General features: G+C 57.1%; 12 protein-coding genes. 4 read left to right on the top strand and 8 right to left on the bottom strand.

Going from position 1 to position 15,107, the window contains the following annotated elements:
- The first annotated feature begins 124 nt into the window (after nucleotides 1–124).
- A complete protein-coding gene (locus AB3Y40_RS05080; RefSeq protein WP_369437708.1) occupies nucleotides 125–2,992 on the top strand; it encodes an EAL domain-containing protein in 2,868 nt (955 codons plus the stop codon).
- A 165-nt stretch (nucleotides 2,993–3,157) separates the two neighbouring features.
- Nucleotides 3,158–3,307, top strand: a complete 150-nt coding sequence (locus AB3Y40_RS05075) for a hypothetical protein (protein WP_369437707.1) — start codon at nucleotides 3,158–3,160, stop codon at nucleotides 3,305–3,307.
- 22 nt (nucleotides 3,308–3,329) lie between these two features.
- Here AB3Y40_RS05075 and AB3Y40_RS05070 read toward each other — a convergent pair whose 3' ends face one another.
- The 7 genes from AB3Y40_RS05070 to AB3Y40_RS05040 all read right to left on the bottom strand — a co-directional run bounded on the left by AB3Y40_RS05070 (nucleotide 3,330) and on the right by AB3Y40_RS05040 (nucleotide 10,450).
- Entirely contained in the window at nucleotides 3,330–4,709 is a 1,380-nt protein-coding gene (locus AB3Y40_RS05070) for an FGGY-family carbohydrate kinase (protein ID WP_369437706.1), read from the bottom strand.
- Nucleotides 4,706–5,023, bottom strand: a complete 318-nt coding sequence (rhaM, locus tag AB3Y40_RS05065; RefSeq protein WP_369437705.1) for an L-rhamnose mutarotase — start codon at nucleotides 5,021–5,023, stop codon at nucleotides 4,706–4,708. The genes AB3Y40_RS05070 and rhaM overlap by 4 nt, the downstream gene beginning before the upstream one ends.
- A complete protein-coding gene (locus AB3Y40_RS05060) occupies nucleotides 5,020–6,021 on the bottom strand; it encodes an ABC transporter permease (RefSeq protein ID WP_369437704.1) in 1,002 nt (333 codons plus the stop codon). The genes rhaM and AB3Y40_RS05060 overlap by 4 nt, the downstream gene beginning before the upstream one ends.
- A complete protein-coding gene (locus AB3Y40_RS05055) occupies nucleotides 6,018–6,998 on the bottom strand; it encodes an ABC transporter permease (RefSeq protein ID WP_369437703.1) in 981 nt (326 codons plus the stop codon). Before AB3Y40_RS05055 ends, AB3Y40_RS05060 begins: the two co-directional genes overlap by 4 nt.
- On the bottom strand, nucleotides 6,995–8,536 hold the full coding sequence (locus AB3Y40_RS05050; protein ID WP_369437702.1) for a sugar ABC transporter ATP-binding protein: 1,542 nt from the start codon (nucleotides 8,534–8,536) through the stop codon (nucleotides 6,995–6,997). Before AB3Y40_RS05050 ends, AB3Y40_RS05055 begins: the two co-directional genes overlap by 4 nt.
- Before the next feature lie 80 nt (nucleotides 8,537–8,616).
- On the bottom strand, nucleotides 8,617–9,612 hold the full coding sequence (rhaS, locus tag AB3Y40_RS05045) for a rhamnose ABC transporter substrate-binding protein (protein ID WP_369437701.1): 996 nt from the start codon (nucleotides 9,610–9,612) through the stop codon (nucleotides 8,617–8,619).
- A 25-nt stretch (nucleotides 9,613–9,637) separates the two neighbouring features.
- Nucleotides 9,638–10,450 carry a DeoR/GlpR family DNA-binding transcription regulator gene (locus AB3Y40_RS05040; protein ID WP_369437700.1) on the bottom strand — a complete coding sequence of 271 codons (813 nt, stop codon included), beginning with the start codon at nucleotides 10,448–10,450 and terminating at the stop codon, nucleotides 9,638–9,640.
- A gap of 186 nt (nucleotides 10,451–10,636) precedes the next feature.
- Between AB3Y40_RS05040 and AB3Y40_RS05035 the strand changes: the two genes are divergently transcribed.
- Together AB3Y40_RS05035 and AB3Y40_RS05030 are read left to right on the top strand one after the other, a co-directional pair.
- A complete protein-coding gene (locus AB3Y40_RS05035) occupies nucleotides 10,637–12,739 on the top strand; it encodes a bifunctional rhamnulose-1-phosphate aldolase/short-chain dehydrogenase (RefSeq protein WP_369437699.1) in 2,103 nt (700 codons plus the stop codon).
- A gap of 20 nt (nucleotides 12,740–12,759) precedes the next feature.
- Nucleotides 12,760–13,998 carry an L-rhamnose isomerase gene (locus AB3Y40_RS05030; RefSeq protein ID WP_369437698.1) on the top strand — a complete coding sequence of 413 codons (1,239 nt, stop codon included), beginning with the start codon at nucleotides 12,760–12,762 and terminating at the stop codon, nucleotides 13,996–13,998.
- Nucleotides 13,999–14,057: 59 nt separating this feature from the next.
- Here AB3Y40_RS05030 and AB3Y40_RS05025 read toward each other — a convergent pair whose 3' ends face one another.
- Entirely contained in the window at nucleotides 14,058–15,035 is a 978-nt protein-coding gene (locus tag AB3Y40_RS05025) for a sterol desaturase family protein (RefSeq protein WP_369437697.1), read from the bottom strand.
- Between the last annotated feature and the right edge of the window lie 72 nt (nucleotides 15,036–15,107).

Raw genomic sequence — 15,107 nt, 5'->3', positions numbered from 1 at the left:
GCCCAATTATTGAGCAGACCGCAAAACGAACAGGACAAGCAACAAGGCAAATTTGCATGTCAAACTAACTGGCAATTAACACTGCAACTCTATGGAGAATGAAACAGGAATGACTCGGCCCGCGATGCAGCATCACCTAATCAACCTCGGACCGTCGATTGCGCCGCTGATCCAGGCGATGCAGATGCCTGCAATGGCGTTGTCGATTGATGGCCAGGTTACTGTGCTGAATGCTGCAGCGGCGGATACGCTGGGCCTGTCTTCTGAATCGATTGGTCCCGGCCTGCGGTTTGCGGACCTTCTCAGCCCCCCGGATCAGGTCGAATTTGCCAGTGTGCAAGCCAGGGCCGCGGACGGGAAACCGATTGATCCGCCAACATTTGCGCTGCACTGGCGCGGCAAAGCGGCAAGTTTCGTGGTCAGTGATTTGCGGGATGATGCCGGCGCGCAAATTGGGTTTCTGGTGCAGCAGCCACTCGACATCCAAACGGCGGAGCTTTTGACATGGCAAGATGCCCTGTTGAGCGGCGATTACGGGCTGTGGGAAATTGATGTCTGCAGTCAGGTCTGCAGCTACAACGACGATTGGTATCGGATGCGCGGCCGCAGCCGCAGTGACACCAATCTAACGCGGCCAGACAGCATCTTTGAACGCGTTCATCCCGAAGACGCTGCCCGTCTGCGCGAAAGTCTTGCCCATGTCATGACGCATGGTGGCGACAAATTCTCGATCGAATTTCGAGAGCGTCACAATGACGGGCATTATCTGTGGGTTCTCAGTCGCGGCCGGGTCGTGGCACGTGACACAGACGGTAATCCGCAACGGTTTGTTGGCACGGACACGGACATAACCCAACCCAAGACCAGTCAGACCCTCATTGATGACCTGACAGAACGTGAATTGCGCTGGAAGGTTGCCATCCAAAGCGCCGATCAGGGGGTCTGGGATCATGACAAGGGCTCTGGTCAGCGGTTCGTGTCAGATACCTGGCGCAAAATGCGTGGCATGCCGTCTGAAGAAGACGTGCACCAATCGGTGGACGCTTGGCTGGCCGATGTGCATCCAGATGACATCGACATGGTGAAGGGCGAGATTAAGCGCCATGAGTCGGGCGAAACCGATGTGATCAATTACCAATACCGGCAGCGGCATCGCGACGGTCACTGGGTCTGGATCCTCAGCCGTGGCCGCGTGGTCGAACGCTTCGACGATGGGCGATCTGCCCGTATCATCGGCACAGACACCGACATCACAGAGATCAAGAAGGTCGAGGAAGAGCACGAACAGATGTCCGACCGCTTGCGCGTGGCGATGCGCGCGGCTGAAATGGGGCGGTGGGAATTCAACGTGCGCGATAGCGTTGCCTATTGGGATGACCGCCTGCTTGAAATGTTCGGCGTGCCGGAACTGGATAATTTCCAGCCCGCCGACTTTTGGTCGACCTTGATCCATCCTGACGATCTGGAACGCGCCACTGCGATTTCAGAGGATTCTGTCAAACGCGGCATTGATCTTGCGCTCGATTATCGCATCCTCCGGCCTGACGGTAGCATCGTGCATGTGCGCAGCCGTGCGATCTTTGTGGCGGACGCCAAGCGCGGCGACCGGTTTGTAGGTGTGAATATCGACATCACCAACGACATCCTCCGTCAGGAAGAACTGGAGGCCGCCCGCGCCCTGCTGGAACATGAATCGCGCCACGATGCGATGACAGGCCTCACCAACCGCCGCGGTCTGGATGAATTACAGGGCGGCTTTCTGCGCGATTTTCCCGATCAGCGGCAGGCGGTGCTGCACCTTGACCTTGATAACTTCAAACAGATCAATGACACGCTTGGCCACGGCGCGGGTGATGCGGTGCTGATCCACGCCGCTGACATCCTGCGCCAATCCGCCCGCGACGATTGGGTCGCGGCCCGGGTGGGTGGCGATGAATTTGTGATGCTGATGGCCGATGCGCCCTCTGACGCAGAGCTGGCCGAGGTTGCCGGGCAGATCATCAGCAAGATGAATGCGCCTTTTGCCTTCAAAGGGCAGCCCTGCAATTTTGGCGTCAGCATCGGTATCGCGGTCTCGGACCGGCAGCAGGCACCCGATGCCTCGTTGTTTGTTTCAGCCGATCTTGCGCTTTACGCGGCCAAGGCAGACGGACGGGGCCGATTTAGGTTCTTTGACGAAGCAATGCGCAAGACCGCCGCAGACCGCAAAGATGCCTTTGACGCGCTCCGATCTGGCTTCAATCAGGGAGAGATCATTTGCCACTATCAACCGCAGTTTGATGCCCACACGCTGCAACTTACCGGGCTTGAGGCTTTGGTACGCTGGCAAAGTCCGACCCGCGGCCTGATCATGCCCGATGCTTTCCTTGGCACCGCGGAAGAAATGGGGATGATTGCACAGTTTGACGCGTTGGTCCTTCAGCGTGCGCAGCACGATTTGCAACAATGGCAAGAGGCGGGGCATGATGTGCCGCGTGTTTCTGTGAATGTATCAGCCATGCGCCTGTCAGACCCCGATTTGATCCGCACGCTGGAAGGCATGAATTTGGCACCGGGCAAGTTTGCCTTTGAGCTGCTGGAATCGGCGTTTCTGGATTCCTATGGCGACGAGCTGGCCGATAACCTTAGCGCGCTGCGCACAATGGGCATTGATGTCGAGATTGACGACTTCGGCACCGGCCATGCTTCGATTGTCAGCCTTTTGCAGGTGTCCCCTGATCGGCTGAAAATTGATCGCCAATTGATCAGCCCCATCACCCATTCCAAACGCCAGCGGAACCTGATTGCAACGATCATCAACATTGGGCGGATGCAGGGTGTGGCAGTTGTGGCCGAAGGCGTGGAAACCGCCGAACACGCGCGCATTCTGCGCGATCTGGGGTGTGATTATTTGCAAGGCTATGCCCTTGGCCGCCCCCTGCCCTTTGATCAGGTCATGGCGCTGCTCGGCCGGCTTGACGCAAACGCCGGGCGCCTGATCCTCGCGGCGTAGTCCGGTCATCCTGCGGCTAGGACATTTGGCGGTGCCGCGCCCGAGACCATGCCACATCGAAGTTCAGAGCAGCATATGTGAAATCATGAACTGGTCGTCGATCACGTGGTCCGCACCGAATTGCTGCACCATTGAGGTTTACCGTCCACTGCAACAGTCGTGCCCTTGATCAGCTCATCTGCAGCGCCTGACGTGTTACACGTTCTGCCCGATCTTGAACCGTTGTCGTTTCCGATCTGGCTGGTCGCCCACCGAGAGGTGACGACAAGCCGCAGCATCGAGCGTGTATATGATTTTCTGACCGCTGAACTCTGACGCTAGATTACCAGCTTTGCTGCTACGCGGCGCCGGTCAATTCTGACCACAAACCAGCATAGGCCCTTAGCGCATCCAAAGGCAGAGTTGGTTCTTCTTGGTCAAGTTTTGGCGGAAACTCATCATCGCCAAGCAACATCGCCGCGCCGATGCTCGTTCCCGTCACCGCCGCATTCGTGAGCACTGGGCGCTCCGTCACAGCTTGAAGCATCGCAAGGTATTCGGGGTTTCTGGCAAACGGGCCCTCCACGATTGTCGGGCCATCGCCTTTGACAAAGTTCAGGCAGGTGCCCGTCATCAAAGCCAGATAGAACGAAAGCGCCGCCGACCTTTGGCCCGTTCCGACCTCTGGTTCACCGTTATGCCAATGCATCTGCCGCCCTTGAAAAGGTCCCGAACCGGTTTCGACCGATGGCAGCAACATGCAGGGCCGTTCCAGAACCGCCGTCACCTCTTGTTCGGTCGGTGCGACCTGCTGGCCTTGCTGGACCATTTCAAATTCTCGCCCGCCCATAAAGCGCGCGCTGGCGACTGCCTGTTCACGCGCATTGACGTTGACAAGTGTGTCACGAGACGGATCCAGTGCAACAGCACCCCCGTCTTTCATCGACATGACAATCACCCAGGTCCCGGTGGACACAACAGAGACGGGGCCGACCTGCGAAATGACATGCGGATAAAGCGAGGCGTTCGAGTCATGGATGCCGACGCAAACCGGTGTTTCAGGCGCAAGCCCGGTGGCTTTTGCAATCTCTGGCAAGATCGGCCCCAAAATGTCGCTCGGACGGCGCACGGGTGCAATTTTGTCGCGAATGCCAAGCTTTGCCGGCAGGTCAGAAAACGTCCCGTCATAGGGATTCCAGAGGTCCGTATGGCAGCCGATGGATGTGACATCGGTTGCAGTCACGCCGGTCAGACGGTGCCCCCAATACTGCGGGTAGGTGACGATCTGGGCGGTGCGGTCTTTCAGTGTCGGATCACTGGCCAAAAGCCAGTGCAGTTGCGCGCCAATGTTCAGGCCACCTGCAAGCCTCGGCGATCCGGTTTGCGCAAAGTCAGGTTTGATCGCCTCGTAGGCATCAACAACCTCGGCGGGATAGGTGTGTTCATAGTCCAGGATTGGTGCGGCCAATGCGCCGGTGGAATCCAGCAACGCAGCACAAGCCCCGTGGGTCGTCACTGAAATTGCGTCGATCCGGTGCTCTCGGTGGAACTGTGCCAAGGCATCCAAAAGGAACGCCCAATGCCCATCGACATCATAGTGCGGATAAGGAGGTGCCGGCTGCACGATATTAGGCCGCGTGACGACCGCCATTTCGGTGAGGGTCGACAGATCAACCAACGCCAGTTTTGCATTGGTTTTGCCAATATCAATGACGGCGATGTGGCGGGGTCTGGTCATGGCATATGAAACAGGGGCGTCAGCGCCACGGCAACGGGCGAGCTGTCCTCGTTCGTCTCCATGATATCGCCCATATACGCCCACCATTTCTGCATCACCGGATGATCTGGCAATGCGTCCATGCCGTGATCATCCGTGTGGGTCAGGACGCCGATCAGGTGGCCGGTTTCCGTGTCCAGATGGATCGAATAGTCACTGACGCCTGCGTCGCCCAGCAGTTCAACCAGCTCGGGCCAGATCGCATCATGGCGGCGCTTGTACTCTTCGGCCATTCCATCGTTCAGCCGCATGCGAAAGACAAAACGCTCGCTCATGATGCGCGCCGTGCTGCAGCCATCGCCCAAAGACGCGGCAGCGCAATCACACCGATCAACAGTAGGCCGATGAAGATCGACATGACGATGCCGGGCACGTTCAAAAGGCCAAGCCCAAAGGTGACAAGCCCCATGACGAAGGCCGCGATGACGACACCGGGGATCGTTCCAGACCCACCAAGGATGTTGACGCCCCCCAGAACCACCATTGTGACCACTTCAAGCTCCATCCCCGTGGCAATACTTGGCCGTGTCGACCCAAGGCGCGACGTCAGGCAGACGGCTGCAATACCGGACATCAGGCCAGTCAAAAGGAACAGGATGAATTTCACGCGGGCCACGCGAATGCCACTAAAGGATGCGCCGGTCGGGTTGTTGCCGATTGCATAGACGGCGCGACCAAAGTTGGTCTTGTGCAACAGCACCCCGTAGATGATGGCGATGATCACGAAAAACAGCATCTCGACTGTGAAGACCCAATAGATGTAGCCCTGCCCGAACCAGGAAAAGCTGGCGGGATACCCGCGGAAAGCGTCATCGCCAAGAATGATGAAACTGATACCGCGGAACAGGCTCATGGTACCAATTGTCACCACGATTGACGGCAGGCCAAGGACGGTGACAAAGAAGCCGTTGAACGCCCCGCAAAGAACACCAACCGTCAGGCCGATCACCACCAGTTCCGGGGTCCCTGCCCCGTATTGCAGTGCCAGCCCCATCGCCGTGCTGGCCAGCGCAATGATTGATGCGACTGACAGGTCAATTTCGCCCGAGATGATAAGAAGCGCCATCGCAAAGGCGATCATGGCTTTTTCGGTGAAGTTGAACGTCGCGTCGCTGAGGTTCCAAGCGCTCAGGAAATAGGGCGATGCAAAGCTATTGACCACGAAGATTGCGATTGCCACGGCCAGCAACAAGGCTTCCCAGCTTTTGAACACGCGCGCGGCGCGGCTGTTCAGCCGATCGGGGACATGTCGGGTTTGGGTTTCGTCCGTCATTGGGTTGTCTCCGCCGATTTAAGGATGATGCGGCCTTTGGTGCGGCCTGCGCGGGCGTTGAACGCCACGGCGATCAGGATCGCACTGCCCGAAATGGCAAGCTGCCAAAACGGCGAGATGTTCACGACCGGAAGGGCGTTTTTGACGACGCCTAAGAAAATCGCGCCCAGCACAGCGCCACCGACAGAGCCGACCCCACCAGCGATTGAAATGCCGCCGATGACGCAGGCCGCCACGACCTCAAGCTCGAACCCGCCCGCGATGTCGACGTAGGCCACAGCAAAGCGCGACACCCAAAGGTATCCGGTCAATCCAGCCAGAGCGCCGGACACAACAAAGGCCCAGAACTGCGTCTTGCCGACATCAATCCCGGTGTAGACGGCGGCATGAGGGTTGCCGCCCACCGCGAAAATCGAACGGCCGAATTGCGTGCGCGCCATCATTACCCCGAACAGGACGATTGTGATGATCGCAGCCCATGACAACACTGGCAGGCCCAAAAGCACCATGCGGGGGAAGTCGGTGAATGCGGGCGACATTTCATGGGAATTCACCCATTTGCCGTCAGAGATCAAAAAGATGATCCCGCGAAAGATGGTCATTGTGCCAAGTGTCACAACAATTGGTGGGATGGCGAGCTTCCAGACCAGCAACCCGTTGATCGCCCCCATGACCGCGCCCAGCAGGATTGCGATCGTGATAATGGCAGGGATCGGCAGACCGGGCATCGCCACATTGATCATCGCCACGACCATGCCAGTCAGTGCGAGGTTCGCGGCCACTGACAAGTCAATACAGCGGGTCAGGATCACGACCATCTGCCCCAGCGCGAGAATGATCAATGGGGCAGTATCGTTAAAGACGTTCGCCAGATTGGACGGGGCGACAAAGCCTGAAAAGCGGGAAGAAATCAGAAGCAGGAGAACCAGGATGGCACCGGCCAAAATCGCTTCGCGTACGGGTATGAAACGGGTCATGCTGCCACTCCGTCAGATGTGATGCCCGCTGCGTGGCGCACAAGGGTTTCGGGGGTCAATTCGTCTTGTGTCAGCTCCGCCGCGATGCGGCCGTCCCGCATGACGATCACGCGGTCTGACATGCCGATGATTTCCGGTATTTCCGAGCTAACCATGATGACGGACAGGCCCTGTGCTGCCAATTCGGCCATAAACTCATGCACCGCAGCCTTCGATCCAATGTCGATGCCCTTGGTCGGTTCGTCCAGAATGATGACTTGGGGCTGGGTCGCCAGCCATTTGGCGATGACGACCTTTTGCTGATTGCCGCCCGACAGATTGCCAACGTCCTGATCAAGCGACGCCGCGCGAAGATCCAGTCGCTGCGAATACTCACGCGCCAGCTTGAATTCTTCCGCGAGCTTCAAGAATCCGTTTTGGGACGTCTTGCCCAAGGACGGTAACGTAATGTTCTGGAAGATCGGCAATCCAATGATCGCACCCTGTTTGCCGCGATCCTCGGGCACATAAACAATCCCGTTGGACACCGCATCAGCAGGCGAGCGGATGACTTTGACGTCGCCATTGATCCGGCAGACCCCGTTTGAGGGTTTGGTGATCCCGAACAGGGCTTGCATGAACTCGGATCGGCCAGCGCCAACCAGCCCGTAGAAGCCAAGAATTTCGCCTTTGTTGAGGCTGAAATTGATGTCAGCGAATTCCGTCGGGTGTTCATACCCTTCGACCTTCAGGACTTCATCGCCGATGTCGTGGTCGGTTTGCGGGAAGATCTGATCAACGGACCGTCCGACCATCATCGTCACCAACTCCCCTTCCGTGATGTCAGCGATCCGGCCATCGCCGACGAATGCACCGTCGCGAAAGACCGTGTAACGATCCGCAATGCGAAAAATCTCATCGAACTTGTGGCTGATGAACAAGATCGCCTTGCCTTGGGATTTCAGTGTTTCGACCAGCTCGTACAGCTCTTCGATTTCCTTGTGGGACAAGGCCGCGGTCGGCTCGTCCATAATGACCACACGTGCATCGACAGACAGCGCGCGAGCAATGGCGACCAGGTGTTTGTTGGCAATTCCCAAGTCGCGCAACTGAGTGTGGGAACTGAAAGGCGCGCCGATGTCGGCCAGCAGCTTGGCGGCGGCGCGATGCATTTGTGCCGTATCAATCAGGCCGAACCGCGTCCGGGGTGCATGACCGATGTATATATTCTCTGCCACGGAAAGCTCATCGAACAAAACCGTCTCTTGGTGGATGGCCGTGATACCGGCTTTCGACGCGTCGTTCGGCGTGGCAAAGGAAATAGGATCGCCGTTGATGCGGATTGTGCCGCCGTTGGGCTGATAGATTCCGGTCAGAATTTTGACGGTGGTGGATTTACCGGCACCGTTCTCGCCGACAAGGGCGGTCACTTGACCGGGGTATAGGTCCAGTTTCACCTCATCCAGGGCTTTTACCCCGGGAAATGTCTTGGTGATCATGTCCATTGAGACCATGGGGGACACGTCAGGCGATATGGCGGGCGCGGGGCGAGTCGACATCCGAATACTCTCTCAGGAATGGGGGTTGGGGTAATCCGGCCCAGCGCACGTGTTGCGCCGGACCGAACCAGGGAGACGTCTTAGAAGATCGACTTGAACTGGTCGATGTTGCTGGCGTCGTAGACGAACGGATCAGCCATTGCGCCTTCGTTGTTCTCATCCAGCGTCAGGCTGCCCATGCGGCCCATTGGCACTTCGGCACCTGGGGCGGCTTCGACACCATTTTGGCTCAGCTCATAGGCAAGCATCGTCGCGGAGTAGCCCAGATCAATCGGGTTCCAGATCGCAAACGACTGCGATGCACCGGATTCAATGGCACCAGCCATTTCGGACGGCAGGCCAAGGCCAGTGACGTTCACTTCGCCAACTTTGCCAGCATCCACGACAGCCTGCGCTGCGGCCACGATACCAACGGATGTTGGTGCAATGATCGCGTCCAGATCAGGATAGGACTGCATCAGGCCGGTTGCTTCGCGGTAGGATTTGTCAGCAAGGTCGTCGCCGTAAACTGTCGCCACGACTTCGATGCCGGGGTAGTCGCCCATCACCTTGTTCATCTCTTCGATCCAGATGTTCTGGTTCGTCGATGTAGTTGTCGCAGAAAGCAGCGCCACTTCACCGCCATCTGGCAGGTGATCGGCAGCCAGCTTGATGATCATGTTACCGATCAGCGGGTTGGACGATGGGTTCAGGTGCAACTGACGGCCTTCGGGGGCAACGCCGGAATCCCAGCTGATAACCGTAATGCCGCGCTGCATGGCACGCTGAAGTGCGGGCACCAATGCATCAGTATCGTTTGCGGAAATCGCAATCGCGTCAACGTTCTGGGCGATCAGTGCGTTGATCACTTCGATCTGGCCTTCAGCAGTCGTATCTGTCGGTCCGGTATAGATGATCTCGACATTGCCAAGTTCTGCGGCGGCTTCTTCCGCACCTTCTGCGGCGGCTTCGAAAAAGCCAATGCCCAAGGCTTTTACGACCAGCGCGATGCGCACGTCGTCTTGGGCAAATGCTGGCGTCGCGATCATCGCTGCGGCCATTGCAGCGGATGCTGCCAGTTTCTTCAGTACACTCATGGTTTCCTCCCTGGAGTGGTTTTAATCAGGCTGGCAAAGACGCCATCCCCTCTTTCTGCGTGGCACCGGACGGCACCACGATCAGTCTTACATCCGCCGATTCCAGCATGGCCGCGGTGCGGTCATCTATCATGTCGTCGGTGATGATTGTGTCAATCCGCTCAAGTGGGCACAGCACAAGGCTGGAGCGTTGTTCAAACTTGGTGCTGTCCACCAGAACGATCAGTTCTTCGGCTTGGCCGATCAGTTTTTGTTCGGCCTGGATCAGCAAGGGGTCGCCTTCCATCAGGCCCAACGGACCGATGCCCTGCGCGCCCATAAACATGCGTTTGGCGTAGAAATTCCGTGTCACATCGTTCTCGAACGGCGACAGGATGATGTTCTGTTCACGGTACAGGATACCGCCCGACACCATGACGGTGTTGCTGGTATTCTTGATCAAGTGCTCGGCGATCGGGAATGAGTTGGTGAAAACCTGCATGCGACGCGACGCCAGCGGGTGGACCATTTGAAACGTCGTTGTGCCGCCATTGATGATGATCGGCTCGCCATCGTCACATAGCTCTACTGCGGCGGCAGCAATCGCCTGTTTTTCAGCACTATTCAGTGTTTCGTTGACCGAGAACGGCCGCCCGGCAAGGCCGACAAATGGTGTTGAGGTCAGCGCCTCTGCACCACCGCGCACCCGGCGCAGCTGCTTTTGGTCATCCAATGTATTGATATCGCGACGCACCGTTGCCTCAGACGCGCCCGTCAACGTGCACAGATCAACGACCGTCACAAGTGACCGGTCCTGAACGGCAGATAGAATGACTCTGTGGCGATCTTTTTCGTGCATGGGGTGTCCCTTTGATGATCCGAACGTGGAGCGAATCGCGACAACTTGTCAATCATTAATTGTCATATTCAATCATTCTGCACTGCAGCATGATTGTTTGTGATCGAAAATGATTGACTTGTCTGCGCCACACCGCCACGTTGATTTCTGAAACTTAGTCTTAACCCGCCGTCCACGGAGACACACATGACCTCTTCCACAAACAGACAACGCCTTGAAAACAAATGGGATGATGCCCGCGCCAGCAAGATGAGCGATTCTGAGAAGCTGCTATATCGGTCAAATCTTTTGGGGTCTGATAAGAGAATCACCAACTACGGCGGCGGCAATACCTCTGCAAAAGTCATGGAAGATGATCCGTTGACCGGCGATAAAACGGAAGTGTTGTGGGTAAAGGGATCGGGTGGCGACGTTGGCTCGATCAAGATGGACGGGTTTTCGACGCTTTATATGGACAAGCTGAACGCGCTGCGGGGCCTTTATCGCGGGGTAGAGTTTGAGGACGAGATGGTCGCCTACCTCCCCCATTGCACGTTCAACCTGAACCCGCGTGCAGCATCTATCGACACGCCACTGCATGCTTATGTGCCTGCAAAACATGTCGATCATATGCACCCCGATGCGATCATTGCAATCGCTGCCGCCAAGGACAGCAAGGCGCTGACGCAGCAGATTTTCGGGGACAGCATCGGCTGGTTGCCCTGGAAGAAACCGGGTTACGAATTGGGCCTTTGGCTGTCTGACTTTTGTGAAAAGAACCCGGATGCAAAGGGCGTTGTCCTTGAGAGCCACGGCCTCTTCACCTGGGCCGATGACGCAAAGGACTGCTATGAACTGACGCTGCATGTGATTCAGACGGCGATGGATTGGTTCGCAAAGGAAACGGCTGACAAGGCTGCTTTCGGTGGTGCCGTTCACCAAAGCCTTGATGCCCAGGAGCGGCGCGCCACCGCCGCTCGCCTGATGCCTGCCATCCGCGGATATGTATCCGGCCAGCAGCATATGGTCGGCCACTTCACCGACAGTGACGCGGTGCTGGAATTCGTCAACGCCAAGGATATGGAGCGACTCGCCGCACTTGGCACATCCTGTCCCGATCACTTTCTGCGCACGAAAATCTGCCCGCTTGTCGTCGATTTCGATCCCGCAAACCCGGACGTCGATGCCACCATCGCGGGTCTCGACGCGGCCATCGCTGACTACCGTGTCGGCTATCAGGCCTATTATGATCGCTGCAAACATGACGACAGCCCTGCCATTCGTGACCCGAATGCTGTTGTCTATCTGATCCCCGGTGTCGGCATGATCACCTTTGCCAAGGACAAGGCGACGGCGCGTATTTCCGGTGAATTCTACGTCAACGCCATCAATGTGATGCGCGGTGCCGATGCCGTGTCCGAATACCAGGGCCTGCCAGAGCAGGAAGCCTTTGACATCGAGTACTGGCTTCTGGAAGAGGCCAAGTTGCAGCGCATGCCTGCGCCAAAGTCCTTGGCCGGTCGCGTGGCATTGGTCACCGGCGGTGCTGGTGGCATCGGGGCCGCCACAGCTGAAAGGTACCTGCGCGAAGGGGCCTGTGTGATGCTGGCTGACATTGACGATGCCGCCCTTGCCGAGACGCTCGAAGGTCTGAGCGCGAAATACTCTGCGGATGTGGTGCGCACGGTCAACATGAACGTCACCAACGAAGACGCCGTCGCTGCGGCCTATCATGATGTCGCGGCAGAGTTTGGTGGTGTCGATATCCTTGTGTCCAATGCCGGCATCGCAAGTTCCGCCCCGATCGAAGACACCTCTCTTGATCTGTGGAACAAGAACATGTCGATCCTTTCGACCGGCTATTTCCTTGTCAGCCGTGAAGCGTTCAAACTGTTCAAGGTTCAGAACATGGGCGGCGCTGTTGTCTTCGTGGCCTCCAAGAATGGTCTTGCCGCATCTCCAAATGCATCGGCCTATTGCACAGCCAAAGCGTCAGAGCTCCACCTTGCACGGTGCCTTGCCCTCGAAGGCGCACCGATGGGTGTCCGGGTGAACGTTGTGAACCCGGATGCAGTGCTGAAAGGGTCCAAGATCTGGCAAGGTGAATGGCTGGACCAACGGGCTGGCACCTACGGGACTGACAAAGACGGACTTGAAGAAATGTACCGGGACCGCTCTATGCTGAAACGCTCTGTGCTGCCCGAAGACATCGCAGAGGCCGCGTATTTCCTTGCATCCGATCTTTCGGCCAAATCGACAGGCAACATCATCAACGTTGACGCCGGCAACAAAGAAGCGTTCACGCGATAAGTGTTCGAGGGAGGAACGACATGAGCTATGAGAGCGCAAAAAACGTCTTTGCAGACTGGGGCGTAGATACAGAGGCCGCCCTGAACCGGTTGACCGACATCCCGATCTCCATGCACTGCTGGCAAGGCGATGACGTTGTTGGATTTGAAGCCAAAACCGGCAGTTCAGGCGGCGGCATTCAAGCCACGGGCAACCACCCTGGCCGCGCCCGCACGCCGGAAGAGCTGCGCGCAGACCTGGAGTTTTCCTACGGACAAATCCCGGGAAATCACCGACTCAACCTGCACGCCTGTTATCTTGATACCGACCAGAACCCTGACCGGGACGAGATTGAGTACAGCCATTTTGCCCCTTGGGTTGATTGGGCAAAAGACCAGGGCCTTGGCCTTGATTTCAACCCGACGTTCTTTGCCCATGCCAAGGCCGACGACAATCTGACACTCAGCCACCCCGATCAGGGTATTCGCGATTTCTGGATCGAGCATGGCAAACGCTCACGCGACATCGCGGCACAAATGGGTGCGGCGCTCGGCTCGCCGGTTGTGAACAACATCTGGGTGCCTGACGGCTACAAGGACACACCTGTCGACCGGATGGCCCCCCGCAAACGTTTGGAAAACTCGCTCGACGCGATGATGGCCGGCCAACACGACAAAGCCCAGATGCTGGATGCGGTCGAAAGCAAGCTTTTCGGGATCGGTGTTGAGGCCTGCACAATTGGCAGCCACGAATTCTATATGGGCTACGCGATCCGCAAGGGTACCTTGTTATGTCTCGACATGGGGCATTTCCACCCAACCGAAAACGTCGCAGACAAACTCAGCTCGGTTTCCCTGTCGGTCGATGAAATCCTGCTTCACGTCAGCCGCCCGATGCGTTGGGATAGTGACCACGTGATCCTGCTGGACGACGCAATCATGCAGATGGCACAGGAGCTTGTCAGCGCCGATCTGTTGGACCGCACCCACATTGGCCTCGACTTCTTCGATGCCACGATCAGCCGGACAGCCGCTTGGGTGATCGGGACACGAAATATGCAAAAAGCGTTGCTCCGTGCGCTTCTGGCCCCCTGGTCAAGCTTGAAGTCGGCAGAAAACAACCTTGACTACACATCCCGTCTGGTTGTCACCGAAGAAATCAAGGATCTGCCGTACGCAGCCGTCTGGGCCGAATTCTGCAACCGGATGGACGTCGCAAGTGGCCAAGCCCTTGTTTCAGATCTCAACCGGTATCAGGAAAGTGTCGCAGGTCGCGGCTGAATTCGCTCCGGTCACCGCCTCCGGGCGCGCGCAAATCCACCACGGTCAAAGATGGCCCATCAGCCCATAATCCGTTTGCGCCGTTCTTGCATTTTCGCGTTGGCGGTGACCGTTCCATCATGGAAAGAGCCGAACCACTTGTCCCACGGAATTTCCAGACTGCCGTAGTTACACTCAAAATAGCGGTGATGCATCTGGTGATGAAACGTGCCCAGGGCCAGTCGGTTCTTGTCGCCAACAAGCAATCCCTGAAAACCCGTATGCGTGGTGATGGCCGTCAGGAAATAATACTGCAGATGGAATAGAATATGCACCGGGTGCGCCCCGATGATAAGATGCACAAAGACAGAGCCAAGGAAGATGAACTGCTCTGCCGGGTGCATCGACATGCCCGACCACGGCCCGACATTGATGTTGCGATGGTGAAGCGCATGCACGTGCTTGTACAAAAACGGGATGTGAAGCGCGCGGTGGATCACGTAGAAATAGAAGCTTTCCCAAATGGGGATCAGAAAGAAGATCGCCACAAACCAGATTGGCTTGGTCTCAAACGTAATCAGGCGCATGTGTCCATTGGCCAGCGCCCAAAGCAGCAAAACCTCAAAGGCGGTCCAGATCAGAACACCGCTGCCAAGCGTCCAGAATATGTTGTCCCGCACCTGGCCGCCTAGCGTGAATTGCCGCCCTTTGACCATCAGCGGGCGCGGATCAAACTTTAGCTTTTGGCCCTGTGCAGAGTAGGTGTAGAACCACAAATGCAGCGAACCTGCGACAAGCAGTGTCAGCACGATATTGCGGGCGTACATCCGCGCCATCCAGCTGAATTCGAAATTCTGCGCGGCCTCCAAAGGCGGCTGGAACCAAATGTAGCAGGCAAAGGCGATGCCAACGATGATCAGCTTTTCGGTGACAAGAAACCACGAATTCCAGACCCATTTCACCATCTCGCGCGGATTAAGCGGCCAGATGAAAAAGGGTGACGTCTTGATGGGAACATCCGGCAGATGGTTCCATCCTTTGAGTTGTTCTTCTGACATCCCGCCACTCTCTCTCATTGTCGCGGGGCCAGATTGACATCAGCCACGTCCCACAACAAACAGAATTCACCA

It is taken from the genome of Yoonia sp. R2331 (assembly GCF_041103235.1).
Taxonomy (GTDB): Bacteria; Pseudomonadota; Alphaproteobacteria; order Rhodobacterales; family Rhodobacteraceae; genus CANMYO01.
This window is presented reverse-complemented; position numbering and strand designations above follow the sequence as displayed.